The 23,170-nt window shown below is 57.0% G+C and carries 29 protein-coding genes and 3 pseudogenes; 11 read left to right on the top strand and 21 right to left on the bottom strand.

The window, feature by feature from the left end; translation table 11 throughout:
- Window positions 1-106 precede the first annotated feature (106 nt).
- The 7 genes and pseudogenes from PSH65_RS09970 to PSH65_RS10000 form a co-directional block, all read right to left on the bottom strand.
- The gene (locus PSH65_RS09970) at window positions 107-574 is read right to left on the bottom strand and encodes a hypothetical protein (RefSeq protein WP_305426066.1); all 468 of its coding nucleotides are present in this window, start codon (window positions 572-574) and stop codon (window positions 107-109) included.
- 14 nt (window positions 575-588) lie between these two features.
- The gene (locus PSH65_RS09975) at window positions 589-1,410 is read right to left on the bottom strand and encodes a hypothetical protein (RefSeq protein ID WP_305426067.1); all 822 of its coding nucleotides are present in this window, start codon (window positions 1,408-1,410) and stop codon (window positions 589-591) included.
- Window positions 1,411-1,431: 21 nt separating this feature from the next.
- Window positions 1,432-3,645, bottom strand: coding sequence for a phage tail protein (locus tag PSH65_RS09980; RefSeq protein ID WP_305426069.1), 2,214 nt, complete (start codon window positions 3,643-3,645; stop codon window positions 1,432-1,434).
- Window positions 3,646-3,917: 272 nt separating this feature from the next.
- Window positions 3,918-4,448 (bottom strand): annotated as a pseudogene (locus PSH65_RS09985) (phage tail protein I); the annotation flags it as partial.
- On the bottom strand, window positions 4,448-5,359 hold the full coding sequence (locus tag PSH65_RS09990) for a baseplate J/gp47 family protein (protein WP_305426070.1): 912 nt from the start codon (window positions 5,357-5,359) through the stop codon (window positions 4,448-4,450). The pseudogene PSH65_RS09985 and the gene PSH65_RS09990, both read right to left, overlap by 1 nt.
- The gene (locus PSH65_RS09995; protein WP_305426071.1) at window positions 5,356-5,700 is read right to left on the bottom strand and encodes a GPW/gp25 family protein; all 345 of its coding nucleotides are present in this window, start codon (window positions 5,698-5,700) and stop codon (window positions 5,356-5,358) included. The genes PSH65_RS09990 and PSH65_RS09995 overlap by 4 nt, the downstream gene beginning before the upstream one ends.
- Window positions 5,697-6,269, bottom strand: a complete 573-nt coding sequence (locus tag PSH65_RS10000; protein WP_305426072.1) for a phage baseplate assembly protein V — start codon at window positions 6,267-6,269, stop codon at window positions 5,697-5,699. Before PSH65_RS10000 ends, PSH65_RS09995 begins: the two co-directional genes overlap by 4 nt.
- Window positions 6,270-6,467: 198 nt before the next feature.
- Between PSH65_RS10000 and PSH65_RS10005 the strand changes: the two genes are divergently transcribed.
- Window positions 6,468-7,466 (top strand): DUF4062 domain-containing protein, encoded by a 999-nt coding sequence (locus PSH65_RS10005; RefSeq protein ID WP_305426074.1) that lies wholly within the window; start codon window positions 6,468-6,470, stop codon window positions 7,464-7,466.
- Between the two features lie 62 nt (window positions 7,467-7,528).
- Here the strand turns inward: PSH65_RS10005 and PSH65_RS10010 are convergent, their stop codons facing one another.
- The 12 genes and pseudogenes from PSH65_RS10010 to PSH65_RS10065 form a co-directional block, all read right to left on the bottom strand.
- On the bottom strand, window positions 7,529-7,990 hold the full coding sequence (locus PSH65_RS10010; RefSeq protein WP_305426075.1) for a phage virion morphogenesis protein: 462 nt from the start codon (window positions 7,988-7,990) through the stop codon (window positions 7,529-7,531).
- Window positions 7,983-8,462 carry a phage tail protein gene (locus tag PSH65_RS10015; RefSeq protein ID WP_305426077.1) on the bottom strand — a complete coding sequence of 160 codons (480 nt, stop codon included), beginning with the start codon at window positions 8,460-8,462 and terminating at the stop codon, window positions 7,983-7,985. The genes PSH65_RS10010 and PSH65_RS10015 overlap by 8 nt, the downstream gene beginning before the upstream one ends.
- A pseudogene (gene lysC / locus PSH65_RS10020) lies at window positions 8,459-8,644 on the bottom strand (Rz1-like lysis system protein LysC); the annotation flags it as partial. The pseudogene lysC and the gene PSH65_RS10015, both read right to left, overlap by 4 nt.
- Window positions 8,559-9,002, bottom strand: a complete 444-nt coding sequence (gene lysB, locus PSH65_RS10025) for an Rz-like lysis system protein LysB (protein ID WP_305426078.1) — start codon at window positions 9,000-9,002, stop codon at window positions 8,559-8,561. The pseudogene lysC and the gene lysB, both read right to left, overlap by 86 nt.
- Window positions 8,999-9,205 (bottom strand): hypothetical protein, encoded by a 207-nt coding sequence (locus PSH65_RS10030; RefSeq protein ID WP_305426079.1) that lies wholly within the window; start codon window positions 9,203-9,205, stop codon window positions 8,999-9,001. Before PSH65_RS10030 ends, lysB begins: the two co-directional genes overlap by 4 nt.
- Window positions 9,202-10,044, bottom strand: coding sequence for an N-acetylmuramidase family protein (locus PSH65_RS10035; protein ID WP_305426080.1), 843 nt, complete (start codon window positions 10,042-10,044; stop codon window positions 9,202-9,204). Before PSH65_RS10035 ends, PSH65_RS10030 begins: the two co-directional genes overlap by 4 nt.
- Window positions 10,041-10,364 (bottom strand): phage holin, lambda family, encoded by a 324-nt coding sequence (locus PSH65_RS10040; RefSeq protein ID WP_305426081.1) that lies wholly within the window; start codon window positions 10,362-10,364, stop codon window positions 10,041-10,043. The genes PSH65_RS10035 and PSH65_RS10040 overlap by 4 nt, the downstream gene beginning before the upstream one ends.
- 45 nt (window positions 10,365-10,409) lie before the next feature.
- Complete coding sequence (locus PSH65_RS10045) at window positions 10,410-10,622, bottom strand: tail protein X (protein ID WP_305426082.1); 213 nt, start codon at window positions 10,620-10,622, stop codon at window positions 10,410-10,412.
- On the bottom strand, window positions 10,622-11,083 hold the full coding sequence (locus PSH65_RS10050; RefSeq protein WP_305426083.1) for a head completion/stabilization protein: 462 nt from the start codon (window positions 11,081-11,083) through the stop codon (window positions 10,622-10,624). The genes PSH65_RS10045 and PSH65_RS10050 overlap by 1 nt, the downstream gene beginning before the upstream one ends.
- 104 nt (window positions 11,084-11,187) lie before the next feature.
- Window positions 11,188-11,886, bottom strand: a complete 699-nt coding sequence (locus PSH65_RS10055) for a terminase endonuclease subunit (protein ID WP_305426084.1) — start codon at window positions 11,884-11,886, stop codon at window positions 11,188-11,190.
- A gap of 10 nt (window positions 11,887-11,896) precedes the next feature.
- A complete protein-coding gene (locus PSH65_RS10060) occupies window positions 11,897-12,907 on the bottom strand; it encodes a phage major capsid protein, P2 family (RefSeq protein WP_305426085.1) in 1,011 nt (336 codons plus the stop codon).
- 42 nt (window positions 12,908-12,949) lie between these two features.
- Window positions 12,950-13,780, bottom strand: coding sequence for a GPO family capsid scaffolding protein (locus PSH65_RS10065; protein ID WP_305426086.1), 831 nt, complete (start codon window positions 13,778-13,780; stop codon window positions 12,950-12,952).
- A 155-nt stretch (window positions 13,781-13,935) separates the two neighbouring features.
- Between PSH65_RS10065 and PSH65_RS10070 the strand changes: the two genes are divergently transcribed.
- Both PSH65_RS10070 and PSH65_RS10075 read left to right on the top strand, forming a co-directional pair.
- Entirely contained in the window at window positions 13,936-15,693 is a 1,758-nt protein-coding gene (locus PSH65_RS10070; protein WP_305426087.1) for a terminase ATPase subunit family protein, read from the top strand.
- Complete coding sequence (locus PSH65_RS10075; RefSeq protein WP_305426089.1) at window positions 15,693-16,718, top strand: phage portal protein; 1,026 nt, start codon at window positions 15,693-15,695, stop codon at window positions 16,716-16,718. The genes PSH65_RS10070 and PSH65_RS10075 overlap by 1 nt, the downstream gene beginning before the upstream one ends.
- A 58-nt stretch (window positions 16,719-16,776) precedes the next feature.
- On the opposite strand, the gene PSH65_RS10080 is transcribed toward PSH65_RS10075, so the two are convergent.
- Window positions 16,777-17,763 carry a HEPN domain-containing protein gene (locus PSH65_RS10080; RefSeq protein WP_305426091.1) on the bottom strand — a complete coding sequence of 329 codons (987 nt, stop codon included), beginning with the start codon at window positions 17,761-17,763 and terminating at the stop codon, window positions 16,777-16,779.
- Window positions 17,760-18,293, bottom strand: a complete 534-nt coding sequence (locus tag PSH65_RS10085) for a hypothetical protein (protein WP_305426092.1) — start codon at window positions 18,291-18,293, stop codon at window positions 17,760-17,762. Before PSH65_RS10085 ends, PSH65_RS10080 begins: the two co-directional genes overlap by 4 nt.
- A 1,343-nt stretch (window positions 18,294-19,636) precedes the next feature.
- Here PSH65_RS10085 and PSH65_RS10090 point away from each other — a divergent pair.
- The 8 genes and pseudogenes from PSH65_RS10090 to PSH65_RS10125 all read left to right on the top strand — a co-directional run bounded on the left by PSH65_RS10090 (window position 19,637) and on the right by PSH65_RS10125 (window position 23,150).
- Window positions 19,637-19,819 (top strand): hypothetical protein, encoded by a 183-nt coding sequence (locus PSH65_RS10090; RefSeq protein ID WP_305426093.1) that lies wholly within the window; start codon window positions 19,637-19,639, stop codon window positions 19,817-19,819.
- 177 nt (window positions 19,820-19,996) lie between these two features.
- Window positions 19,997-20,317: a YbjQ family protein gene (locus tag PSH65_RS10095; protein ID WP_305426094.1), complete on the top strand. Its 321-nt coding sequence runs from the start codon at window positions 19,997-19,999 to the stop codon at window positions 20,315-20,317.
- Between the two features lie 221 nt (window positions 20,318-20,538).
- On the top strand, window positions 20,539-20,733 hold the full coding sequence (locus PSH65_RS10100) for a hypothetical protein (RefSeq protein ID WP_008072999.1): 195 nt from the start codon (window positions 20,539-20,541) through the stop codon (window positions 20,731-20,733).
- Window positions 20,734-21,081: 348 nt separating this feature from the next.
- On the top strand, window positions 21,082-21,447 hold the full coding sequence (locus PSH65_RS10105; RefSeq protein WP_007902140.1) for a hypothetical protein: 366 nt from the start codon (window positions 21,082-21,084) through the stop codon (window positions 21,445-21,447).
- A 185-nt stretch (window positions 21,448-21,632) separates the two neighbouring features.
- Window positions 21,633-22,059, top strand: a pseudogene (locus PSH65_RS10110) (glycine zipper domain-containing protein).
- Window positions 22,060-22,188: 129 nt separating this feature from the next.
- Window positions 22,189-22,359 carry a hypothetical protein gene (locus tag PSH65_RS10115; RefSeq protein WP_305426095.1) on the top strand — a complete coding sequence of 57 codons (171 nt, stop codon included), beginning with the start codon at window positions 22,189-22,191 and terminating at the stop codon, window positions 22,357-22,359.
- Window positions 22,360-22,466: 107 nt separating this feature from the next.
- Window positions 22,467-22,691, top strand: coding sequence for a hypothetical protein (locus tag PSH65_RS10120; RefSeq protein ID WP_305426096.1), 225 nt, complete (start codon window positions 22,467-22,469; stop codon window positions 22,689-22,691).
- A gap of 102 nt (window positions 22,692-22,793) precedes the next feature.
- Window positions 22,794-23,150 carry a hypothetical protein gene (locus PSH65_RS10125; RefSeq protein WP_305426097.1) on the top strand — a complete coding sequence of 119 codons (357 nt, stop codon included), beginning with the start codon at window positions 22,794-22,796 and terminating at the stop codon, window positions 23,148-23,150.
- Window positions 23,151-23,170 lie beyond the last annotated feature (20 nt).

Consider the following 23,170-nt stretch of genomic DNA (forward strand, 5'->3'; position numbering starts at 1 on the left):
GCCTGATCGGCGAGTACCGGGGATTGTGAGAGCGGGGATTACAGGGAGAAGTGCTGACCTGGTTGCTGGACCGCTTTTCACGGCCCAGGGTTCCAGCAGGGTAGGGTTAAATCGCGTCCAGCTCGGCGATAACCAATTCGCCAGCCGTGACCACCGCCTCGACGGTCGCCAGCTCAGCCAGGGACGCTTTGCCGCCGATGCGGGCTGCCTCGATGCGTGCGGCCACCGTCAGCCACGAATCACGGGCTTCAATCACCCGGTTTGCCTGCGCTTGCGGAGTGATTTGCAACGCCTCGGCTTCTGTCTTGAGCAACACGTAGTCGCTGGCATCTGCTGGCGAGCCGGCAGCGATGTAGCGCTCAGCTTCATTCGCCTTGAGCAAATACATGGAATCCTGACCATCAATCCGAGTGGCATTACGCGCGCGGGCCTGCGCCACGGCAGCATCAATTCCTTTTTGAACCTGCTCAGCCGCAGCCCCCGCCAGCACCAATATCGGGATTCCTACTGCTAGTGCGTCCTCGACGGTAAACGCCGAATAAAACTGCCCTTCGTATGTGAAATTAAGCCGCATTTTTAGTCACCGAGTTAAACAAGATTCACGTTAGTAACGACACTTCGGGTCGCGCCATTGGAGTCAAAAACAACGCCAGTCAAATAGTCACCCGACCATTTCGCGCCGGCCGGCAAGGTATTGGATTGCGCCGCAAAAATAATCGGACTACCGGCCGTTTCGATTAATGGCGTGTTCTTAACAACCGGACCCACGCGGCTGATCTTGTTTAAGTACAGCGAGACGATGCCGGTTTGCCCGTTGATGGTGTGACGAGTCAGGGCGGTATCGCCCAGCTCAATCTCACACCCGGTCACATGAATCATGCCCATCGGGCGGTCATAGCGACGGAAGAAACCCGTGTAGACGTTGTTCGTCGTTGACTCGGGCTTCGAATAATTGGCCGTGCGAATGCGGATGCTCCCCAAAACAACGGTGGAACTGTCCAGCATAAAACCTGTGGTCGAGTTGTCCTGATTCCCCGCGCCGTCAGCCCCGTTCGCCTGCACGCAAATATTGCGCAGGGTGGGCATCACCGTCTCACCCTCGGCGACAGTAATTGTCAGGTTCTTGGATGCGACGAAAATCAAACTCTCGATCACATGTTCGTGACCAAACAACCGGACGTAACCACCACCGCCGTAAGGAATGGTATTCACAGCCTTTGCCACCGTTTTAAACGGTTTGAGCTTGTCGCCTGTACCGGCCGCATCATCCCCGGTAATAGCGTTCACGTAGTAAACTTTGCTCATCGCCGGGACCGCGCTAACAGCAGCGGCCACGGCATCTTTAATGCTTTTCTCTTTATCCTGGAACATTGCAACAAGGCGAGTAGCCTCAGCCAGCAGTGCCGACATGCCCATAGTTATTCCCCCGCTTTATTTCTGTTTAAGTTGCGAAACTTCGTTTTTAAGTACCCGGATCGACTCATCCATTTCTGCGATTGAGTCTCTTTGCGTCATGTAGCCACGCATCAAATTCACCAGGCTGGTCGTGCAGTCGCCCGCTAGGGCATCGACAGCTGCTGCCGCCCAGCCTCCTTCGTGGTACATCGGATAGACCGGGTAACGCAGACACAACCCACCAGCGCCATCGATTTTGGGCAGCACCGCGTAGATGCCCGAGGCCCGCACCAGTCGAGGCGCTCCGGCGCTATCCAACACCCAACGCGGGCTTGCCCCGGTATCCGCTGGATCGGGATCTAACACCGTGTCAGAGAACATTTCGGCCGGCGTGAGGTAGTGCCGAGAGCTATCGCTGCGCCCCGTCCAAGCGGTTTGCGCGGTGGCGCCATCGCCGGCCGTGGCGTTTACCGTGGCAATGCCATAAGGGTTCCAGCCCTCCAGTGGCGTGCGCAAAATCAGCTCCAACGGAATCGCATAGCTGTTGCGATAGGTTTGGCCATCCGCCGTAAACGACGCCACCTCTGGGCGGGTATTGGACGCGACGAACAGCGTCGGATCGTTGTAACTACGCAGGCCCTTGGTGCGGCCGCTAGCGTTGCGCTCGTGCCCATACCGGCGGTTGTAGTAAGCCGCGTTCAGCAGTTCAGGGCTGTCCCACTTGGTCAGCTTGGTGACCACACCGCTGTCCGTGTACTGCTCGACCAGGTTCGCCCCGGCGCCGTTCAGCCCCGGAACCTTCGCCATCAGTTCATCCAGTAGGTCAATGGTTGGGGATTCGTTGTACGCGCCCCAGGTCGGATCGGCCGACAGCTCACGGTTGATACGCCACCGCTGACGGCGGCTTGTCGCCACCTGCGGCCCTGTCAGGTTCGCGTGCCAACGCTGCAACGGCAGATCGAGTGGGGTGACGAGTTTTTCAACGGGGTAATCCCCCACACTGCCCACGTCTGCGACCGATATGCGGTAGCGCCAGGCCACGTACTGCGGCCGCCCAGTCTTGGACACTTGGCGCACCGAGCCAGGGATAAACGACCCGTTTTCATTGCGACCGCTGAAGCCGGTGGCGCCCATCAACAAGGTGCGCGACAACAGGTCGCGATAGCCGTTGATTTCCTCCAGATGGCGGAAGCTTTCAAAGGTATCGTTCACCTCGTCGGTCAACAGCTCCGGCCAGATTTCCAGCACCGACAGGTTCCAGCGAAAATGTGGCCGGTAGTCACGAATCTCGGTATCCCGCGCAGCAAAGGCCCGAAAGTATTCACGCATTTCTGCGACCTTCGCCGGAATGCCGACCGCCGCATTCACCGACGCGGGGGCTGCTGGTGGGGCAATGTCCACCATGGCCAGGTAGTTACCCGGCGCAGCGCTGCGCAGGCGGTAGTCGTTGTGCCGCGTCCTGACCATGTGGCCGTTGATCATGGCCGCGATTTCACCCAGCCCCGGAGTGGCCAGCAGGTTGGGGTGGTTGTGCAGGTTGATGGCCGAATAAGCGCCGTCGAACGTGCGGTTGAACGACTCGGTCCCGGCAGAGCCGTATTGACGACTGCCCAAAACCCCCGACTGGCCAAAGGTTCGGAAAATTTCAGCTAGGTATTCTGACTGACTCGACTCGGCGACCCAGTCTGTTTCGATGAAATTGGTCAGCGGGTAGTTATGGGTTTTGCCTTCTGCATGTTCGGCCGACAAATCTTTTTTGATGCTGGCCAATTCGACTTCAACAAACTCTTTCACCCAGGCACGGGTCGCCTGAATGACCGAGCCGTCGAGCATCAACGTCACGTTGTCGGCATTGCTGGTGGTGAAGATGGTGCGAATGTTGATTTCGCGACCGGCACCGGTGGCAATGAGCGGCTTAAACGACTCAGGGTATTTGCCGATGGCGTACAACACGCCGGTGTCGGTCCAGACGGCCACTTCACGAATCCAGAAGCCACCGACGTTTTGAGGAATGATCGCCTCGACCACCAACCAGGCTGTGTTTGTTTTGTCTTGATACAGGTTGCTGAAGCTGCCTTCCCAGACCGTACGCTTCAATGCGACTTGCGTATCCACAGGGTTGTAGGTGGCGCCGTTACCGTCACCGACGCTCATTTTGACCAGCTTGATTGGCTTGCCGGTGGCCTTGCAGTCGGCTTCATATTGAATGCCGGCCTTGGTCAAAATCGTATAAAACTCTTGCGCTGCCATCACGCCTCCAACGGGTAGATAGTGGTCAATTCACCCGCGTCCGCAGCGATGGACTGATAGGCCGGTTCGGCCTGTTGTTCCAGGGCTGTGACGTGCAGGGGGTGGATAGTCGTTTGCTCGCCAGAATCACCGCCAACCGCCTCTCTGGCGGGATAGGCATGCTGTTCCAGCAACGTGGGTTGAAGCGGATAAAGCGTGGTCATTTCGGCGGTGACCGCGACACTCGCCGCGTCCCGAGCCGTGCAGGTGAGCTCCAGCAACGTGACGTGCAACGGGTAGATCGTAGTGACCTCGCCCTCGAGAACGCAGGCACCGAACCAGAGGGCGGCGGTGGTTTCCAAGCCAAAGGCGAGGCGGGTCATGTGCCGGCTGACCGGCTTGGCGTCATCAATGAGCCGGGTCAGCTCCTGGTACATTTCTTCGGTGATACCGGTATCCAGAACCTCGACCTTCAGCGCAAAGGTGCCCGGCTCGCGCTCTGGTACGGTCTGCCACCATTCCTCCACCTCGATCAGGTAGCCCAGAGGCTCGACCACGCGGCGCAGTGCACCGAGGGTGCCTTTGCGCGCATGGATGTAGAACGACGCGCGGATAGCGGTGCGCTTGGCTGCGTCGGACCATCGAGGGTCCCAGCGATCAACCGAGAAAGCCCATGCCAGGTAGGGCAGCAGGTGCGGCGGGCACAGGTCCGGGTTGTACAGCTGGCGCAAAGGAATCGGCACGCGCTGGATGTCTGCCAAGGCTTGGGCGGCCTGGCGTTCTAGCGGGGTGACGTTGCGCGGGAGCAGGGCTTGAGCGGTCATTACTCAACCCCCAGGGACAAATCGATATCCGTGCAAAAGGGGGCTTGGTAGGGGCTGGCAACGATGTCCCGCCAATCTTGCAGCACGACTTTGCGCACGCCTTCAACGTGCAGCGAGGCGTGCACGATGGATTCGGACACTTCAAGCCCGAGGCGACGTCGCTGGCTCACGAACTTCAGTAGGCTGGTCTTAGCCGCGGCAAGAGCAAGCTCGCTCTCGGGACCATTACTCAGCATGTAGAGCTTCGCTTTTACCTGGTAGTTGATGATATCGGCACCCTGAACGGTCAGTCGATCAGCGACCGGGCGGCGATCATCGTCACTCAGGTATGTCTTGACCGTGGCCAGCAGCGCAGGCGAGGCAGTACCGTCGCCGAGCAGCGATTGCACGATCACCACCACTGCGGCGGGTGCAGGGCTTTCGGCGGTTGCGTCAGCCACTTGGCCATCTGCCGAGCGAGCATGAAAGATGTAGCTGTTGCGGGAACCTGCAGTGCTCAGACCTTCCCAGGCCATTTGTGCACGCTCGCGCAGGCTGTCGTCACTCTCCATCACCCGAGGGATTGGCGGTATCGCGGATGGCCTGGCTTCCTGAACGACCAGGCGTGCGACGTTGTAATTCGCGGCGATGTTTTCGAGATCGGTGCCTTTGGCCAAGGCCAGCATGTTTGCAACGGACGCTTCATTCACACGCTGACGCCAGACAGTCTCGCGATAGGCGTTCTCCTCGAGCAGCTTGGTCAGCGGCTCCGACTCCAGCGTAAGGCGTGCAGCGATTTCGGCCTGTTCTTCGACTGGCCAGAGGCTGATGGCGTAGGCCTTGCGCTCGGCAAGGATCTGCTCGAAATCGATCTGTTCGACGATCTGCGGGGCCGGCAGCTGAGCCAGGTCGATGGCGGCAAAGGTACTCATACGCTGGCCCCAAGCTGCAATGGGACGCTGAGATTTAGCGCCTCGTTGGTGTCGACACGGCTGCATTCGATGTCCATCACCGTCTGGCCTTGTAACGTGGCTCCTATGAATTGCACACGGCTGAGGGTAATTCGGGGTTCCCAGCGCATCAGGGCCATGACGGTGGCGGCATAGGCGCGCAGACGGGTGATGTCATTGAACGGATGATCGACCAGCTCCGGCAGTAAGCTGCCGTACTCCCGACGCATCACGCGGGTGCCGAGGCGAGTGGTCAGGATGTCGGTGGCCGACTGGACTATATGCTCGACGGTGTTGATTGCGGCGCCGGTTTCTCGGTTCATTCCGGTTTTCCCGTCTTGCCACCGCCTGTCATCACGCCGCCGTGCGGGTGATTGACCAGGCTGATGTCTGCCGCGATCACGTCCTCCGATACGGTGACCTTACCGGTGATTTTCTGGTTGCCGGTCTGGGTGTAGTCGCCCTCATGGGTGATCGGGCCGACGATGTGGATGCCGCTGGTGCTGATCAGGTTGGTGGTGCCGCCTTCGGTCAGCGTGGCGTTAAGGTGGTGAGCGACGCTGTCGTACTCGATCACCGTGCCGTCGCGGTAGGTGCGGCGTTGCAGGCCTTCGCGGTCGCCGTTGGCCGGGATGTGGTCGCTGAACAGGCCGGTTAGGACGATGCCGTTACCGAGCTGGCCGGAAGGGCTGAACAGGATGACTTGCTCTTCGATGGTGGGCGGATTCCACTCGCGGTCGGCGCCGGCTCTCGGGGCAATCCATGGCAACCAGCCGGTGGTCAGCGATCCGGTTTTGACTTGCACACGCGGGGGCTTCATCTGGACGGCAGCGATGGTGCCGAGGCGGATGAGGTTTTCAATCAGGCGGGCGAGGGTGGCTAAGTCGTTCATGAGGTAGATCTTGTGCGCTGCGCGCGTAGGAGCGCATCTTGCAAAGCTTGTATAGTCAGTCTTCACAAACAATTTTTTTATTGAGATGGGTTCGCTTCAGGGCAGGTGTTTGTTTTGGTTATGGTCGAAAAGCGTCGCGTGATAGTGTATTGCTGAGTCGGTCTTTATATGGTTGTGTGATCTTGCGGGGTAAGGGAAATGGATAAGCGTTACCAGGTTTTTGTCAGTTCTACTTACAAGGACTTAAAGGATGAGCGGCAGAGTGTAACCGAGACGTTGATGGGGATGGACTGTATACCTGCAAGTATGGAGTTATTTCCCGCTGCCGATGAGGAGCAGTGGGAGTTTATAAAGAAAATAATTGATGATTGTGATTATTATCTTTTGATTATAGGTGGTCGGTACGGCTCTCTAAGTCCGGATGGTATAAGTTATACCGAGAAGGAGTTCGATTATGCTGTGGAAAAGAGAATTAAAGTAGTTGCTTTGATCCATCGAAGCCCCAATAAGCTGTCATTTGAAAAATCAGAGGAGTCTCCTGAGGCGAGGGAAAAGCTTCAGGCTTTTCGTGAAAAGGTATCCACTGGAAGGTTAGTTGGATATTGGGACCAGGGTAGTGAGTTGGCAGGTCTAGTGGCCTTGAGCCTCGGTAAGACTATCAGGGCTTATCCTGCTGTGGGATGGATTCGCGCGAGCGAGGGCTCAAGTGAAGAACTTCTAAAGGAAATAAACGAGCTCCGCAAAGAAAATGAAAGACTGAATCAGGAATTGTCTCAAATCAAAGCTTTGAAGGAGACAGTTTACGATGTGCCTGATTTGGCAGGTTTTGACGACGTGTTTGAATTGCATGGGACATATTGGGATGGATTTGCGAGCTCTATCTGGAAAGTAAAGTTTACGTGGCGACAGATTTTTTACTACGTGTCGCCCTATTTGGTAGCTTCTCGCAGTGAGTCCTCTGTTAAAGAGGTTCTTCGTGACGCTGTTTGCTTTGCTAACGAGTATTTGGGTTCTGCTATGACTGAGTTAGAAGATCAGGACTTTCAAACCGTAGCGATTCAATTAAAGGCTCTTGGTGTTGTGAAGGTTGATGTTTCGAATTGTGTTGGTGGCGTAATTGACCCTTTGTGGACATTAACAGGTGAGGGGGAAAAGCTTATGGTGGAGTTGCGGGCTGTCAGGAAGAGCGCTATTTAGAGTTTAATAATGCAGGCGCTATGTGATCCGGAAACTCGCAGTAAAAGCGAGTTTTTGGGATGCTATTTATTAGTTAAGTGAAGCAGAAGGCCGTCGCGGATCAAGTCAAGATCCGCTTCGGTAAACCCTAAAACCTCCCGTTGATCGTACTTTATGTCTGGGGCACCACGCTCCGCACGATCTTTCATGCCGTACTGATGCACTCGGGCGATGCGCGCAATGCGGCCAGTGAAACCGACACTGATGGCGGTGCCATCGCTCTGGACTTTGAGAAAGCTAGCCGTGCGTAGCTTTTTAAACATCTGAACCTTCCGCTTCACCCGTCCCTGTTTACCGCGCAGATTGCGCTGCTTGCGCGGGGTGTACTTGCTGCCATCCGGGTTACGCTGGGCGTTCACTCGTTGCTGCTGGCTGCGACGCAATGTCTGACCGAGGCTTCGAGCAAGTCTGTTGCGTGATGCAGGCTCCAGCTGCCCGAGCAAACCGGCCGCCCAATCCTCCAGCGCTTCCAGTCTGTTAGTCATTCGGGACTACCCATTCACTACCTGTGCCCTGGTCGCCGGGAATCCAACTCGGATCGAGAAACGCCGCGACTCGCTGAGGTTCACCAGGGTGTCTGAAGGTGGTTTTGCCTTCGGCGTCTTTACCTACGACCACGCGTTCAGTTAGCGGCAAGGTCAGACTGAGGTCCACCTTGCTGTTGTCGAGAATGTCGGCTTCGAACTGGATACCGGCGGCGGACTTGTTCAGGTTTTCCAGCAGCTCGGATTGATGAACGCTGATCCAGCCGAGCAGGGGCAACATGACGTTGTCGGGGTGGCCGGCGAAGTCGGTGAGGATGACTTGCAGGTCGAAGCTGTATTCGAACGAGAGGCTGGCCGCAGCAGTGCAACGGACTTTGCCGTTATCGATAAAGATCAGCAGCCGCTCGGGGTTGTGTTTGAGTTCGGCAACGGTGGCCAACAGGTGGGCGCGCAGGCTTTCGGGTTTGTTCATGGGTTGGCCTGTTGATGCTGGTAGACCATGTCGACCTGACCCGCGCATTCCGCCCAGGCAGCCTCGACTCGGTCCTGGTCGTTGAGTTGGTCGCCGTTACTGCGCGGACTGGTCGCCGGCAGAGTGCAGGGCACTACGGCCGGACAACCACTGACGATAAGCGTCGGCGCCGGTGAGGGTGGGCCGCTCGCGCAGCCGACGAGCAGCATCAGGCAAAGGCTGACCAGCCCAGTCGCGTAGTTCGGCATTTTCACGTTTCAGAGCCTCAATGGTGAGTTCGCGTTTTGCCAGGCCTTGGCGCAGCTGGTCCTGTTGGGTACGCAGGCTGGCCTGTGCGTCTCGTTCCTGTTGCAGGGTGTTTTGCAACGCGCTGGCGTTGGCGAGGTAACGCCTAGCTTCTTCCCGGGCGGTGTTGGCGTCCTTGGTTGCCAGCTCTGTGTTCTTGTCAGCAACGGTGACACGCAGTTCCTGGCTCCAGATCAACAACGTCAGAGCACCGAGCAGGGCCATGCCATACAGGGCCTGACGCAGGGAACTCATGCGCGGTACCAGCCGAGTTTGTTCATGGCGTCGACTTCCAGCTGCTGCACCGGACCGCGAATGATGATGACCTTGCGACCAGGCATCTGGATGTGTAGCGCGTCGCACAGCAGTTCCATGTCGTGCGGGTCGCTGTCTTCTGGCACCACCAGCAGATCGCCGTCCTGCACGTTCAATCGTTGCACCGCGTCGAAGTCGATCATGCTGCCACCGCCTGACCACATCCGCAGTCGTCGTGTCGTTCGTAGGCGCGTTGGAGTTTGATGTCGTACAGGTTCCGCTGGTAGGCCGGCCCGTTGTAGAGCTTGGCGAACTCGACCCATTTGCGTCCCTTCAGTGTCTTGTGCAACGCCGGATCGGTTTCGATAAAGCGAACGAAGGCATCGAACTGCTGCGACTCGCCCGCACTCATCGCCACGACGAAATCCTGCACGCTGGCGTAGCCGAGGCGCTTCCAATGGAAGCCCATGATCTGGAACGCGCCCCAGGAAGCGGACTCCAGCGCGGCGGTGTCATCAATCAGGCGAGCGGTGGTCAGGCGTTGGTGTTCTGCGGTACCGCCAGCATAACCGCCCGCTTTCGGATTGACGATGGCTGGGTAGGTACTGGCGAGCTGGTCAGCGTGGCGTTTGAGTTCAGCGGTGTCATCGCCTTCGTTTCGAACCTTCGAAAGCTGGCGGTACATGATGTGGCGTTCGAATAGGATCACCGGCTTGCCGTTGTCGAGGAAACCCTTGCCCTTCGATTCGACTTCGTTGACTGCGTATACGCTGGCCAGAGGAACGTCGAGACGTTGCGCGGCGTTGACCAGGTCGGTGTTCTTCAGCAGTTGCTGGCAGTCATAGCCGGCGAGTGCTGCCTGCGTCTTATTGCCGGCGACACCATCAGCAACTAGGCCGACCTTGAGCTGATAAGCCCGTACGGCTGCCTCGGTGACGTCACCGTAATCGCCATCGACGGTTAGCGTTGCACCGTAATTGTTGAGATTTTTTTGAAGGGCGCGCACCGCTTGCGAGCGGTCACCGTGGCGAAGTGTATTCATAGCTGCTCTACCTTGCGGGTGAAAAACTTCCTTGCCGCAGCGCGTGTGCCTTCGACGCCCAGCAAGCCGATCACACCGCCGAAAAATGGCGCAGTCGATGCGGGAATACCCAGCAGTGACAAACCATGGCTGGCGGCAAGTGCTAAGGCGCCGCAAAGCGGGGCCTCGATTGCCATGCGGCGTAAAGTGCCACCGCCGTACATGATCCGAAGGGCCGCGATGATCAGAGCCAGGATGCCGGCGTAGAGGGTCGGCCAGTTTTGTTCGAGCCAGGCGGCGAGCCAGGCCCAGGTATCGGGACGTTCAGGCATGTGTTTCATTCCATGGTCCAGTGTGGGTGGTTTCAAGGACGCGGTACGGGTGAGTCAGTCCCATAGGTTCACCATCTGCCGCTGTGGGGCGGTGGTTTGGGCTTCGGGCATTTGAACCGCCAGGCCATGGGGCAGCACCGGGCCGTGATCAGCCAGGCCAGGGTTCGCGTCGAGTACGGCTTCGGTCACGCCAGCGGTACGGCCGTAGTGACGCCAGCAGAGCGCGTCGACGGTGTCGTTTTGCTGGGCGCGAAGGGTCACTGCCATCAGATCAACTCCACCGTGGTACGGCCGAGGCCGAGAAAGTCGCGCACCGCCCAGCGCTGGTCGCGGCGCAATTCGTCGATGCTGGGATTGAGCTCGTCAGCGTTCTGGTTGCCGCTGTTGGTGGTGTCATAGGAGCGGTAGCGCTCGCAGATTTCCGCCCCAGTCGCGGCGTAGATAGCTCGCTGGTAGAGGTGGACGAACTGCGACACGTCTTTGACCTGTTCGGCCGGGACGTCGGCAAGGGTGGTGTAACCCTCGGTTTGTTTGGTACGACGCCACTCGGCGAGCTCGCGGTTGACGCTGATGGCGGCGGCAATGGTCGCGGTTTCCAGGCGGATTAGGGTGACGCTCGAATCAATCCTCAGCGTGCCGCGCACGTCATCCAGATCGATCGATGGCCAGAAAGGGTCGGTGTTTATGTGGCCGGTGGGGGCCGTGCCGCCCGCTACGAATCCGCTCATGGAACTGCGCTCTGTTGTAGGTCGCCGGTGGTCGGGGCTTCACGTTCAGGAGGAGCGGCCTGATCGATCCGCCCCGAGCCGGCGGGGTGCGTGGGGACGCTCGGTTAGCCGCCTGGGGCGGTGAATTTTTTGAGCAGGCGTTCGGCCCGCTCCAGATCCTTTTTGCCACCGCAGGCATCGTGCAGCTCGATGGCCTTCTTCAGCAGGTCGATGCCGGCTTGCACTTGACCCGGTTGGCCGGGCTGTTCTTCGGTGACGCCTTCCAGCGTCGCGCGGCCGGTGGCCAGGAATAGCTTGGCGCGGGCCTGGTCGGGCATGTCTTCGGCGTCGGTCAGCTCGGCGGTGCGGTATAGGATGGCCAGGTCGAACGGTTCGCCGACCTTCTGTGCCTTGAATGCGGCGGTCGCTACTTCCTCCGCGACCAGGCAACCCAAGGTTCGGGCGAAGCGGTCGGGCATGACCATCTTGTGCTTCAGCACGTACTGGGCAATGTCGAGGCCACCGGTGAAGTCGCCGGCATCGAAGCGCCAGACCATGACGGTGGTCAGTACTTCGTCCTGGGCACCTTGACCGGCCTCCAGTACACCTTGCACGTAGGGCACGTAATCCGGCAGCAATTGGCGTTTGAGTTCGGCCTTGCCTTGGTTCGACTGCACCTGTTTCAGGCGCAGGCGGTCTTGCAGCAACTGATTGAGCTGATGCTCGTAGGCGGTGGCGCCGGCCATGGTCTGGGTGGGTTCGGCTGCTGCCGCCTCGATGGCAGCAGTGACCCGTTGAAAGTGACGGCGGCAGGGGTTGGTCATGGTCGGCCCCTTACGACGCGATTTCGATGTTTTCAGCGAGCGAGGCACATTCCAGATCCTCGATCACGTAGGCATCGTTGACCGACTCGTAATTCTCGATGCGGTCACGTTTGGCGTTGTCGAGGACGGTGCGGCGGCGGCTGCCTTCCTGCCAGTAGATGGACAGGTTTTCCAGCTTGGTGACCAGCAGTCCGCGAGCCGGGAAGTACGGCACGCGCACCGCCGGCAGGTTGCCCAGACGTTTCTGGCTGGTGACGATGTCAGCGGCCAGCATCTCGGTCGGGGCGTTGTCCTTGTTGATGATCGGGAAATACTTGTCAGCCAGCAGCTGGCGACCGCAGATCACCACCAGGTCAGGGTCTTCCTGATACCAAGGGGCAATGAACTCTTCGACCATGCTGAAGACCAGTGCGTCGAGGTTGGTGAAGTCCTTGCCGGCGCCGATGGTGATTTTGTTCGAGCCTTCGACGACTTCCTTCATTACCCGGGCGGCGTTCTCGGTGCGCATCTTTTGCAGCCAGCCGACGTTGACGTCCTGGCGTAGCGGGTTGGTTGCCGGGTTGGAGGTGGCGGCGCGACTGATACCGTTCCAGCCGATCAGGATGCGGTCCAGCGCTTGGCGCTTGAGGATCGCGTCACGGATGCGCGCCTGAAAGTCCGGGAACTTGGCCCAGGCATCCAGCTTGCTGTAACGCAGATGGGTGTCGAAGTTGGTCTGGGAACAGAAGTAACCCCGATCATCGAGGGTGGTGATGTCGGTGGTTTCGCGGTCTTTCTGGGTGGTGTCGGTGGTCCCTGCGTTCGGTCCGCCGATGCCCATGCCGATCTTTTCGCCCATCTGTTCGGTCACACCGTAGATGTTGATCGCGCTGAGGAACTGACTGGATTCCTGCATGCGGGTTTCCAGCGTTTGGGTGACGCTTGGGGCGGTGGCGAACTTGGTGGTGACGTTGGGCACGCTGTGCAGCTTGGCCAACTGGCCCAAGTAAGCGTTGAAGAGGTTGCGGGTATCGTTGCGCATGGATGTCGTCCTTCGTTATTCGGGGCTGGGGTGGGCCGGCTGTTAGCAGTCGGTCATTACCTGGTTGTCGCCACCGGTAACCGGAGGGCGCTTCGTTTGGCTGTGGTCTTGGGTGGTGGAGAGCTTGTCCTTCAGTTCGGTGAAGTCCTTGCTCAGCTGATCCAGTCGGGTTTGCAGGCCCGTGGAGAATTTTTTCTCGGCGGCCAGTTGCTCGGGCAGATCCTTGACGTGCTCAGCCACGGCTTCGACGGCTTCGCTGATCTGGGCGAACTCGGTGTCGTCCTTGGCTTGTTTGCCTTTGAGCAGGGTTTGCACCTTGCTGAAGAGCTGGGCACCGATGCCGGGCTTCTCTTCGATTTCCTCGAACGTCAGCTCGGTCTCGACCGCCTCGGTGAACATCGAGGTCGCGGAATAGTGGCGATCCTTGAACGGGCTGGCGTCAGGTTTCTGGGCTGAGAACGCCAGGACATCGGTGCCCAGGCTGGCTGGGGAATCCGTTACCCCCAGGCCGACGATGTAAGCCTCACCGGTGTCGGCGAAGCTGTCGTCGATTTCAATCGAGGTGTAGACCTTCTGCTTGGCCTTGTTCATGGCGATCAGGTCGGGCGTCGGTTCAATCTGGGCGAACAGAGCCAGCTTCTTCTGGCCATTGATGTCCACCTCTTCGGTCTTCACCGCGAGCACGTCACCGTAGGCCTTGAACGGACTGTCCGGCAGCACACTGCGGTAGTGCTCCAGCCAGATGCGGGCACCGTAGGTGGACGGGTTGAAGTTCTTCGCCGCCTGTTCCAACCAGTTGCGTTTGATGGTGCGCTTGTCAGAGGTAGCGCCCTCGACGGCGACGCGGAACCAGTTGCTGCGGAATTTCTTCATGCCGGGAATCCTCAATGCGTTGGGCGCTAAGTGCGTTGCAATGAGGGGCATGGTCGTGACGCGCGCGAGTTGCGGCAACGAGGCGGGACTGTAGGGGAGGGAGGTACAAGGGGCGGTGCTATTGAGTCGCAGGCATGGGCGGCAGCATCGCGGCCATGACTACGACCGCACTGCTGCCCATCGATCCCCGCCGCCAATCCAAGTTCCTGTACTGGATGGGGTGGCGTATCTGCGAGATTGCCGAGGCTACGGGCGAAAAGGAAAAAACGCTACACAGCTGGAAGGCCCGTGACGAGTGGGATCGGGCGGACAACGTCGAGCGCATCGGCGGGGCGTTGGAAGCGCGATTGGTGCAGCTGATCCTCAAGGATGGCAAGACCAGCGGCGACTTCAAGGAAATTGACCTGCTGCACCGGCAATTGGAGCGGCAGGCCCGAATACAGCGCTTTCAGGGGGGCGGTACCGAAACTGACCTCAACCCGAACTTGGCGAAACGTAACGCCGAGCCGAAGAAAAAGGCCGTCAAAAACGAAATTGATGAAGACCAGATCGAGCTGCTGCGCGAGGCGTTCATCGATGGCTGTTTCGACTACCAGAAAGACTGGTACCGGGCCGGCAACCAGCGCACCCGCGTCATCCTCAAGAGCCGGCAGATCGGCGCCACTTACTACTTCGCCCGCGAGGCGTTCATCGACGCCCTGGACACCGGACGTAACCAGATTTTCCTGTCGGCTTCGAAGAACCAGGCCTACCTGTTTCGGGGCTACATTCAGGCGTTTTGCCGCGAGGTGATCGGTGTCGAGCTGACCGGTGACCCCATCGTGCTGCCCAACGGCGCCGAGTTGTTTTTCCTCGGCACCAACGCCCGCACTGCCCAGGGTTACCACGGCAATTTCTACTTCGACGAATTCTTCTGGACGTTCAAGTTCGAGGAGCTGAACAAGGTCGCCTCGGGTATGGCGATGCACAAGAAGTGGCGCAAGACCTACTTCTCGACGCCGTCGAGCATGGCCCATGAGGCGTACACCTTCTGGACCGGCGAGCGCTTCAACAAGGGCAAGCCCGCCGCACAGCATACGAAGGTGGACGTGTCCCACGGAGCGCTCCAGCAGGGCCGGTTCTGTGAGGATCGGTTGTGGCGGCAGATCGTCACGATCCTCGACGCGGAGCGGGGCGGGTGCGACCTGTTCGACATCGAGGAACTGCGCCGCGAGTACAGCCCCGAGGCGTTCGCCAACCTGCTGATGTGCGAGTTCGTCGACGACGGCGCGAGCATCTTCCCGCTGACTCTGTTGCAGTCCTGCATGGTGGACAGCTGGGTCGAATGGGCTGAGGACTACAAGCCGTTCGCCATGCGCCCGTTCGGCGACCGTCAGGTCTGGATTGGTTACGACCCGGCCGAGACGGGCGACTGTTCCGGCCTGGTGGTGGTCGCGCCGCCCCTGGTGCCAGGCGGCAAGTTCCGGATTCTTGAGCGCCACCAGTTCCGGGGCATGGACTTCGCCGCGCAGGCTGCGTTCATCAAGAGCGTCTGCGACCGCTACTGGGTGACTTATATCGGCATTGATGTCACCGGTTTGGGCAGTGGCGTGGCCCAGCTGGTGCGCCAATTCTTCCCGGCGGTGACCACCTTCAGCTACTCGCCCGAAGTCAAAACCCGCCTGGTACTCAAAGCCTATGACGTAATCCACAAGGGCCGGCTCGAATTCGATGCCGGCTGGACGGACATGGCCCAGTCGTTGATGGCGATACGCAAGACGGTCACCGCCGGTGGACGCCAATACACCTACACCGCTGGGCGCAACGACAACACCGGCCATGCCGACCTGGCCTGGGCGCTCTTTCACGCATTGCACAACGAACCGCTTGAGGGGCAGACCGCTGCCAACACCGGACGCATGGAGATTTACTGATGACCGAACAACTCGCCAACCAGACGCTGCTGCCTGCGACCACACCCGCCACCGGCGCTGGGACTCAGGTGTTTTCCTTCGGTGAGCCGACGCCGGTACTGGGTGGCCGGGAGGTGTTTGATTACCTGGAGTGCTGGTTCAACGGGCGCTGGTATGAGCCGCCGTTGTCTCTGGATGGCCTGGCCCGGTCGGTGGGGGCGAGCGTGCATCTGCATTCGGGGTTGATGTTCAAGCGCAACCTATTGAGCAAGACGTTTATTCCGCATCCGCTGTTGTCGCGGGCTTCATTCGAGCAGTTTGCCCTGGACTTTTTGTGTTTGGGGAATGGGTACCTGGAAGCGCGGCGGTCGGTGCTGGGTAACACTCGGCAGCTGGTGCCGCCGCTGGCCAAGTACATGCGCGCCGGGCCGGACGGGCAGTTTTACCAGGTGCGCGGGTGGAAGGATGAACACGTCTTTGAGCCGGACAGTATTTTTCACTTGCGTGAGGCCGATCTGCATCAAGAGATTTACGGGCTGCCCGAGTGGATCAGTGCGTTGCAGTCGGCGTTGTTGAATGAGTCGGCGACGTTGTTTCGGCGCAAGTATTACGAGAACGGTAGTCATGCTGGTTTCATTCTGTACATGACGGATGCGGCTCAGACCGAGGCCGACATCGATGCGTTGCGCAAGGCGCTGAAGGAGTCGAAGGGGCCGGGGAATTTTCGGAATCTATTCGTCTACTCGCCGACTGGGAAGAAGGACGGCATTCAACTGATTCCCGTCAGTGAGGTCGCGGCGAAGGATGAATTCAACTCGATCAAGAATCAGACCAGGGATGACGTGCTGGCGAGCCTACGCATTCCGCCGCAGTTGATGGGGATTGTCCCGCAGAACGCTGGAGGATTTGGGTCGATCAGGGAGGCAGCCCAGATCTATGCGGCCAATGAGTTGGAGCCGATTCAGACGCGAATGTTGCAGCTGAATGATTGGGTAGGGGGTGAGGTAATTCGGTTTAAGCCCTACGAAATCGGCGGGGAGGCATAACCCCCCCTGCGCAATAAGCGAGGCGACGAGCTGGCACGTCAACACCAGCTCGATGTCACTAATAACTCATGGGGTGATCTAGAGAGTAAATAATATTATTATGGATGTCGTTTATTAAGTTTGCATTGGTTTCAAATAATGGGACTGCATATTCTTTGAAGTCGGACAATGAATCTATGTTGCTAAGAAGTCCTTGCATTACCCCAGCTTGACACCTGCTAACAGCATAAGTCATTACCGAGCTAAATAGCTCAAGTTTTTCTTTTGTAAAATCTACGCTTCGAAAGCCTGAGTGCACGGAATCGTTCCGGAAGTCGCGAATTTCTTTAACTACCTCAATAAGTTTTTTTTGCCAGTATTTATATCTGTCGTGATTTTCTAGATTGATTTTTACTGTGGGAGATATAAGTCCTAACTGTTGACCATTGGGGAAGCCCAAAAAAAGGCGAATATAGCTCTCGACGCAGTTATCGGTTTCGTCCGCCTTCAGTAATGCCTCCAAGGCGAACCATAAAAATATGATCTTCAGCTGCGGGTTTGTCTCATTTTTGCTATTTCTTGTCCAGTGAAGAGAGCGCCTGTAACGGTTGCTTAGCTCATTTTTAAGCGACAGTAAAAAATTAGTGATATCAAAACATTGTATGGCGCCGTGCCGCACAACAAAAGAAAGGGATTGCTGAAAGCCGGATCTTTTAATAGGTGTTATTTCGCCCGAAGCCAAATCCTTTACTAGGCCGATTCGCGATGTCTTTATAGCGGATACCGCAAACTCAGTCGACTTGAAGTCGAGAACTTCAAGAAATTTGTTGTCGGCGATATGGACAGCTTCACTATTCGTCTCGCAGTCCACTATCGTAGCAATCCTCGCACATATTTTGTGCTTGTTAAAATCCAGCCCACCTTCAGACGCAGATGTTTCAAATGCATCAGTTTCGAGTTTGGTATCAGCCGAGTAAGATCGAAGCTCGACACTCCCATAGTTCATGGTGGACGGAAGCGTGATACTTCTATCGTCCAGAATTTTGACAACCAAGAAGCTAGTCATTTGTACCTCTGGAGAGTGTGTATCAATCTTGTAATAACTATTTGCTTGAACCAGTTGCTCACGGGAGGTGATAACGCTAAGCGGTTCTTAACTAGATATCTCGCTAAAGATTCTGCTACTACATAGCTTTGTCGCTCGATACATGTTTCAAGAACTGCTGAAAAATGGTCGTTGTTCAAGCGTTTTTCAAGAAGCTCGCAGCTTACAGTCTCGCAAGCAGGGATATTGTTTTGTGATTGGTAATAGCGTAACTGGAACCATAGCACCTCGTTAATATCCGATGCCGAGTCAGTTAGAAGTTGGTCGTACTTCAAAACCCAATCATTATCAAAGGTGGCAATTGCAATCGTGTAGCCCAATCGTATTGTCTTGTCATGATGGGGGCTTATTTTGCATAGCTCTAAGAAAAAGTGTTTGGCTTCAAGGATTCTGCCGCGCTTAACTAGATCAGTAACGTAATCTGTAAGACGCTTAGGGTACTTCCGACTGTTAGTGGGTGTTGCCCTATAGTTTTTTTCAATATCTTCCAAAACGCGAAACTCCTTTCTCAGCGCATCACCACGTTAATAATCTTGTCTCATCTTCGCTGCCTGCCGCGCCTGCATCTCGCGTCCACAGGCTGGTCCTTATCATTTGTAGCGAATACGGATCCATTCGCGAGCTTTCGTTCTTACCTTGCCAGTTTGGTCGTATCGCTGCGGCTTATCAAATATCGCCCCAGAGTACATCTATAGCCTGCCATGACACTGCGACTGTCCCTGAGTTTGATCCATGTTGCTGGCAGGGCGGATTCAGCCGTTCGACGGTAAGCCTACCTGGTGTGGACACGTGCCCTAACGTAATGCGCGAGAGGGGCGGGGCTGATTCTGCCCCGGCGCGCGCCGTCGTCCCCCCACCTCGCCTGCGGGCTAAATGGATCTTTTTTTCTGCACTCCTGCGGTCCACTGGACATCACTAAGGCTGGGCGCCTAGTTCGCAATTTGGGGGGGGTGGAATCCTGCGGAACCCTGCGAGGGTAGGGGCGGTGGCCGAATGGTCTGGGAGCGGAATGTGGGCTTTTTCAGGAAAGGCGTCGGAAAAAGGTAATTTTGTAATGTGGGGCTGGTGACACGGCTGAAAGCCACGGATTCACTGGTTTTGACGGATTACTCAATTAGGTTATTTTTAGTAATGCGTCAGGTAATTTTCTCGTAAGTCATTGATTTATAAGGATGTAGCCGTGGTTAAAGATTACCTTTAAGAAGAGTAATTACATTACCTTAAAATTACTTGGATCTTACCTTTTCGCTTTCCTCTCAAAGCCTTTAAAACCAAGGCTTGTAGCCAATCATCAGGCTTGCCTTACCAAAATTACTCCTTTCCGATGGTTCACCCAAAAAACACATCAAGCCTTATATGCCGGGGCGTCTTCAGTCGCACATACAGATCCATGGGAACGCCATGGGAATACTTGCGCGCTAACTATCGCCGCGAAACCCTTATAAACCGGGGCCTGATTTGTCGAAAACCGCGATCGGGTGCTTTCGAATCTCTCCTTCACCGCCACATTCGATACACACAAAACCCCTGATTTCGAGAGAAGTCAGGGGTTTTGTGGTTTTTGGTGTCTGGATTTTTCAATCTGGCTGCCGCTGGCTCAGGCGCATCAGCAAAGACGCGTCCGAAAATGATGTAGGACAAGTGCTAGGCGTGTGGGAAGTAATGCTGGAAAGCTAGGCAGGTAGGTGCTTCCATAGGTTTCAGCAGTTCATATGAGCCATCTCGGGAAGGGTATTTGTTTTGCGCCTCTAGGGTGCAAAATGAATCAAAGGGCAGCGCAAATGACGCCCCCATTATCCGGAACGGACGTACGCACGTTATGCAGGAAATGACCATGAAACAGGCAGAGCTGGAAAGGGTTCATGTGGAGATCGTCAAACTGATCGCTGAACAGCGCAAGCTGAACGCCGAGGCCGGCAAGATGACCCGTGAGACTTTTTGGTATCCAGTGGCCATTGCTAGTGGGTTGATTGGTACGGTAGCTACCATTACTGCGGTGTTGATCAAGCTGTTCTAATACTTCAGGCACCAGTCCCAACCGGGAGGCTTCTGCATATTTGTCGTCGAGTCGCCAAATCCGAACCGCTATTCAGGGCGACGTCCAGACAATACGCTCCCGCTCTATATACTCAATTCTCGCGCCGTTTTCCCCGTCGTTTCACCCTATCGACGACAGCTCTGACAAGGACATTTCATGATCACCACCACAACACACACCATCGAAGGTCGGCAAATCACCGCTTACCTGGACATCGTCAGCGCCGAGTCGGTACAGGGCGTAAACGTGATCCGCGATCTGTTCGCGGGCATGCGGGACTTTTTCGGCGGGCGCTCTCAAACGTTGGAGCGAGCATTGAAAGATGCGCGAATTCAGGCCACCGACGAGATCAGGGAGCGGGCGCGGGGGCTTCAGGCGGATGCAGTGGTAGGGCTCGATTATGAGATCAGCATGCCGTCCGGCAAGGGTGGAATGGTAGTGGTGTTTGTGACCGGAACGGCGGTCAAACTGAGGTAAGTTGGCGTCAAAAAAATCTTGAGGGCACCGTGCCGAGGGCGTGCGCGTTCTGTTTATTCGCCATCTGGTTTTGTAGGAAGCAAGCGCTGGCCATTCGTCGGGCACGTAACAATCTGAATCACAAGTCCAGGAATGACCGGCTAGTCTCAAAATCCTGGGTGGTCGATATTTTCCAGGCAAATAGGGCTTGCCGGTATCGACCCGTTGAGAGGAGCGAAGATATGACTGAGCCGTATATCGAAGACGACGGGGCGGAGTTTCCAATCAATAATTGCGTGCAGTGTGGTCAGACGGACTATGTGCCGAGCTTCGGTGAAGACCGTATCAAGATCAACAAAATCAAATCTACAGTGCCTCGAACTCGAGGGCCGAAGTCGAAATTCATGCCCAAGCTGGGTGCGCCTTCCAGGAAGTAAACAGTGATTCGTCGAGCCCCGCCATTGAGCGGGGTTTCTTGCTTTTGAAGGGTAGAAAGCGTGGCTTGGCGGCAATGCGGGAAAACGTCCTACAAACTTTACGAGCACCAGGTTTTTTTTCACAAACTTTTCACACCTGCCTACGTAGTCTCAGCTCATCCGTTAGAAAGCAGTACCCTGGCCCGTCTCCCCAGCGGGCTTTTTTTTGCCTGTCATAAAACCTTTTCCATAAATGCTGTCCAACCGTCGCCAATGACGAGGTTGTTCCGTGTTTGTGTCTGGACTTTGCCTCCTCTAAAGCATTCAATCTCCGGCCTTTCGGTTTCCCCCTTTTTTGAGGTTCTCGTTATGCGTTTGACACTGCCTGCTTTGGTTCTGGGCCTTTTGGTTGCTCAAGGTGCGATGGCTGCCGGTGATGGCACTGCCGCGCTCGGTGGTGGTCTGGGTGGCGCGCTGGGTAATGTGGTCGGCCAGAAAATGGGCGGCAGCACAGGTGCAGCGATTGGTGCTGGCGTAGCGGGCGCAGCCGGCAGTGCTGTTGCAGCACGCAAAGGCAGTCGCACCAAAGCGGCCATCGGCGGCGGTGTGGGCGCGGCGGGTGGTTCGGTGATCGGCAATAGCCTGGGCGGCAAGACAGGTTCCACCATCGGCGCCGGCCTGGGTGGTGCATTGGGCGGCGGCGTGGGCAGCAATCTGTCCAAAAAGGGCCACTGATCCTAATGATCCGCTGAAAATGCCCGGCTCGATGCCGGGCTTTTTCGTTTTGGAACGTTTTCCCCGTATATGGCTCAAATCTCTTACAGTCGGTATCTGATTTGCTGTTAAACAGACGCAGATGCCAGACTGAGGCCTATCCGCGGCACGATCTTCCCCCGATGCGGAAATTAGAGGTTCATATCATGCGTTTGACATTGTCCACGGTGGTTTTGGGACTTTTGGTCGCTCAGGGTGCAATGGCTGCCGGTGACGGCACTGCTGCAGTGGGCGGTGGTCTTGGCGGCGCGCTGGGGTAACGTGGTCGGCGGTCAATTAGGCGGCAGCACGGGAGCGGCAGTGGGCGCTGGCGTCGGCGGTGCGGCAGGCAGCGCGGTCGGTGCGCGCAAGGGCAGTCGAACAGAAGCGGCTATTGGCGGAGGTATCGGCGCGGCGGGTGGCTCGGTGATCGGCAATAGCTTGGGTGGCTCCACGGGTTCGACTATTGGCGCTGGCTTGGGCGGAGCAGCTGGTGGTGCGGTGGGTAGCAACCTGGGTAATGACAGCGGCAGCTCGCATTCCGGCGGTGGCAAACACAAACACAAGCATAAAAATAAGTACAAGCATCGTTAACTCGATATCAAGTGACAGTAGAAACCCGGCCCAGCGCCGGGGTTTTTCGTTTCTGTCACCAGGACTCTGGAACGTTTGCTCGTAGGACGCCTCGAACTTCATATACCCCTGAACGTTTTGAGGCATGTCATGACTCCGGAAACCGAAAACATGGAAGATGAAGGTCCGATCAACGATCCTGGCAACGAAGACCCGGGGTCTCTGATGGACGACGCCACGGTGCCGCTCAACGATGCCGATGACGCAGGCGATGTGGGCAATGTCGAGTACGACGAATACGACGAGGAAGACGACGAGTGATAGGGGGTATGGTCGGGCCGACCGATTGTCCCTCTGATCGAACCGCGTCTATCGTGCTGTCCTCGAAATGTCAGGATCTGCTTTTCAGGTCCATTGAGAGGTGCGTTATGAACGCTAATCCAAAAGACTCCGATATCGACGACGATACTCCCGAATATCCGCTGCCTTCACCCACCGACTCCCTGAGTCGCGATCAACGCCCGCCCGACGATGACGACACCGGCGTGGAGCAGGTGCCCACCGATACCGATGATGTGAAGCGCGGTGATGTGGAAGCCGTCCCCGAAGACCCGGACATTGCCGGTGACGATCTATCGGGAGAACCGAGCTGAAGCCTGCGCAGCGATCCATCGCCGCTCGTCGATTGTGCGGCACCTTTAAAAAGCGACCGCTGCCAGACATCAGATAAAGCACTCTTTAAAAGGAGGTGCGCCATGATCAGGTCAAAATTGACAACCCTGACGGTGGTCGGCTTATTGTCGATCAGTTCATCAGCGGCGTTTGCTCAATCTTCTGGCCGCGATGCGCCGGTCGATAAGGGCGGGATGCCACCTTATTCGGAAATGAATGCGGGTACCTCGGGCGGGAAGGTGCTGCCACCGGACACTATTGGTGGTGGGAGTGGCGGCGATGCCAGTGGAAGTAGCACCAGTCCGGGAAAGGGGAGTGGCTCGATGAGCGATGGAAGTTCGATGGGGAGTGGTTCTGGAAGTGGGTCTGGAGAGTCAGGTGATTTTGAGATTGATGAGAGCGGTGGTGGAGCAGGAAGTGGAGATAAAACCGGTGGTTAGAGTTTTCTTAATACGAATCT

It is taken from the genome of Pseudomonas sp. FP603 (genome assembly GCF_030687415.1).
GTDB classification, from domain to species: Bacteria; Pseudomonadota; Gammaproteobacteria; order Pseudomonadales; family Pseudomonadaceae; genus Aquipseudomonas; species Aquipseudomonas wuhanensis.

What these genes read in the sequence shown, in the direction of transcription:
- PSH65_RS09980 (WP_305426069.1), bottom strand. Translation starts at nt 3,645, where the DNA reads ATGGCAGCGCAAGAGTTTTATACGATTTTGACCAAGGCCGGCATTCAA.
- PSH65_RS10040 (WP_305426081.1), bottom strand. Translation starts at nt 10,364, where the DNA reads ATGAAACACATGCCTGAACGTCCCGATACCTGGGCCTGGCTCGCCGCC.
- PSH65_RS10005 (WP_305426074.1), top strand. Translation starts at nt 6,468, where the DNA reads ATGGATAAGCGTTACCAGGTTTTTGTCAGTTCTACTTACAAGGACTTA.
- PSH65_RS10070 (WP_305426087.1), top strand. Translation starts at nt 13,936, where the DNA reads ATGACTACGACCGCACTGCTGCCCATCGATCCCCGCCGCCAATCCAAG.
- PSH65_RS10045 (WP_305426082.1), bottom strand. Translation starts at nt 10,622, where the DNA reads ATGGCAGTGACCCTTCGCGCCCAGCAAAACGACACCGTCGACGCGCTC.
- PSH65_RS10015 (WP_305426077.1), bottom strand. Translation starts at nt 8,462, where the DNA reads ATGAACAAACCCGAAAGCCTGCGCGCCCACCTGTTGGCCACCGTTGCC.
- PSH65_RS10095 (WP_305426094.1), top strand. Translation starts at nt 19,997, where the DNA reads ATGATCACCACCACAACACACACCATCGAAGGTCGGCAAATCACCGCT.
- PSH65_RS10030 (WP_305426079.1), bottom strand. Translation starts at nt 9,205, where the DNA reads ATGATCGACTTCGACGCGGTGCAACGATTGAACGTGCAGGACGGCGAT.
- PSH65_RS10035 (WP_305426080.1), bottom strand. Translation starts at nt 10,044, where the DNA reads ATGAATACACTTCGCCACGGTGACCGCTCGCAAGCGGTGCGCGCCCTT.
- PSH65_RS09995 (WP_305426071.1), bottom strand. Translation starts at nt 5,700, where the DNA reads ATGAACCGAGAAACCGGCGCCGCAATCAACACCGTCGAGCATATAGTC.
- PSH65_RS09990 (WP_305426070.1), bottom strand. Translation starts at nt 5,359, where the DNA reads ATGAGTACCTTTGCCGCCATCGACCTGGCTCAGCTGCCGGCCCCGCAG.
- PSH65_RS10075 (WP_305426089.1), top strand. Translation starts at nt 15,693, where the DNA reads ATGACCGAACAACTCGCCAACCAGACGCTGCTGCCTGCGACCACACCC.
- lysB (WP_305426078.1), bottom strand. Translation starts at nt 9,002, where the DNA reads ATGAGTTCCCTGCGTCAGGCCCTGTATGGCATGGCCCTGCTCGGTGCT.
- PSH65_RS10090 (WP_305426093.1), top strand. Translation starts at nt 19,637, where the DNA reads ATGAAACAGGCAGAGCTGGAAAGGGTTCATGTGGAGATCGTCAAACTG.
- PSH65_RS10010 (WP_305426075.1), bottom strand. Translation starts at nt 7,990, where the DNA reads ATGACTAACAGACTGGAAGCGCTGGAGGATTGGGCGGCCGGTTTGCTC.
- PSH65_RS09975 (WP_305426067.1), bottom strand. Translation starts at nt 1,410, where the DNA reads ATGTCGGCACTGCTGGCTGAGGCTACTCGCCTTGTTGCAATGTTCCAG.
- PSH65_RS10060 (WP_305426085.1), bottom strand. Translation starts at nt 12,907, where the DNA reads ATGCGCAACGATACCCGCAACCTCTTCAACGCTTACTTGGGCCAGTTG.
- PSH65_RS10080 (WP_305426091.1), bottom strand. Translation starts at nt 17,763, where the DNA reads ATGACTAGCTTCTTGGTTGTCAAAATTCTGGACGATAGAAGTATCACG.
- PSH65_RS10120 (WP_305426096.1), top strand. Translation starts at nt 22,467, where the DNA reads ATGAACGCTAATCCAAAAGACTCCGATATCGACGACGATACTCCCGAA.
- PSH65_RS10115 (WP_305426095.1), top strand. Translation starts at nt 22,189, where the DNA reads ATGACTCCGGAAACCGAAAACATGGAAGATGAAGGTCCGATCAACGAT.
- PSH65_RS10055 (WP_305426084.1), bottom strand. Translation starts at nt 11,886, where the DNA reads ATGACCAACCCCTGCCGCCGTCACTTTCAACGGGTCACTGCTGCCATC.
- PSH65_RS10105 (WP_007902140.1), top strand. Translation starts at nt 21,082, where the DNA reads ATGCGTTTGACACTGCCTGCTTTGGTTCTGGGCCTTTTGGTTGCTCAA.
- PSH65_RS10000 (WP_305426072.1), bottom strand. Translation starts at nt 6,269, where the DNA reads ATGAACGACTTAGCCACCCTCGCCCGCCTGATTGAAAACCTCATCCGC.
- PSH65_RS10065 (WP_305426086.1), bottom strand. Translation starts at nt 13,780, where the DNA reads ATGAAGAAATTCCGCAGCAACTGGTTCCGCGTCGCCGTCGAGGGCGCT.
- PSH65_RS10100 (WP_008072999.1), top strand. Translation starts at nt 20,539, where the DNA reads ATGACTGAGCCGTATATCGAAGACGACGGGGCGGAGTTTCCAATCAAT.
- PSH65_RS09970 (WP_305426066.1), bottom strand. Translation starts at nt 574, where the DNA reads ATGCGGCTTAATTTCACATACGAAGGGCAGTTTTATTCGGCGTTTACC.
- PSH65_RS10125 (WP_305426097.1), top strand. Translation starts at nt 22,794, where the DNA reads ATGATCAGGTCAAAATTGACAACCCTGACGGTGGTCGGCTTATTGTCG.
- PSH65_RS10050 (WP_305426083.1), bottom strand. Translation starts at nt 11,083, where the DNA reads ATGAGCGGATTCGTAGCGGGCGGCACGGCCCCCACCGGCCACATAAAC.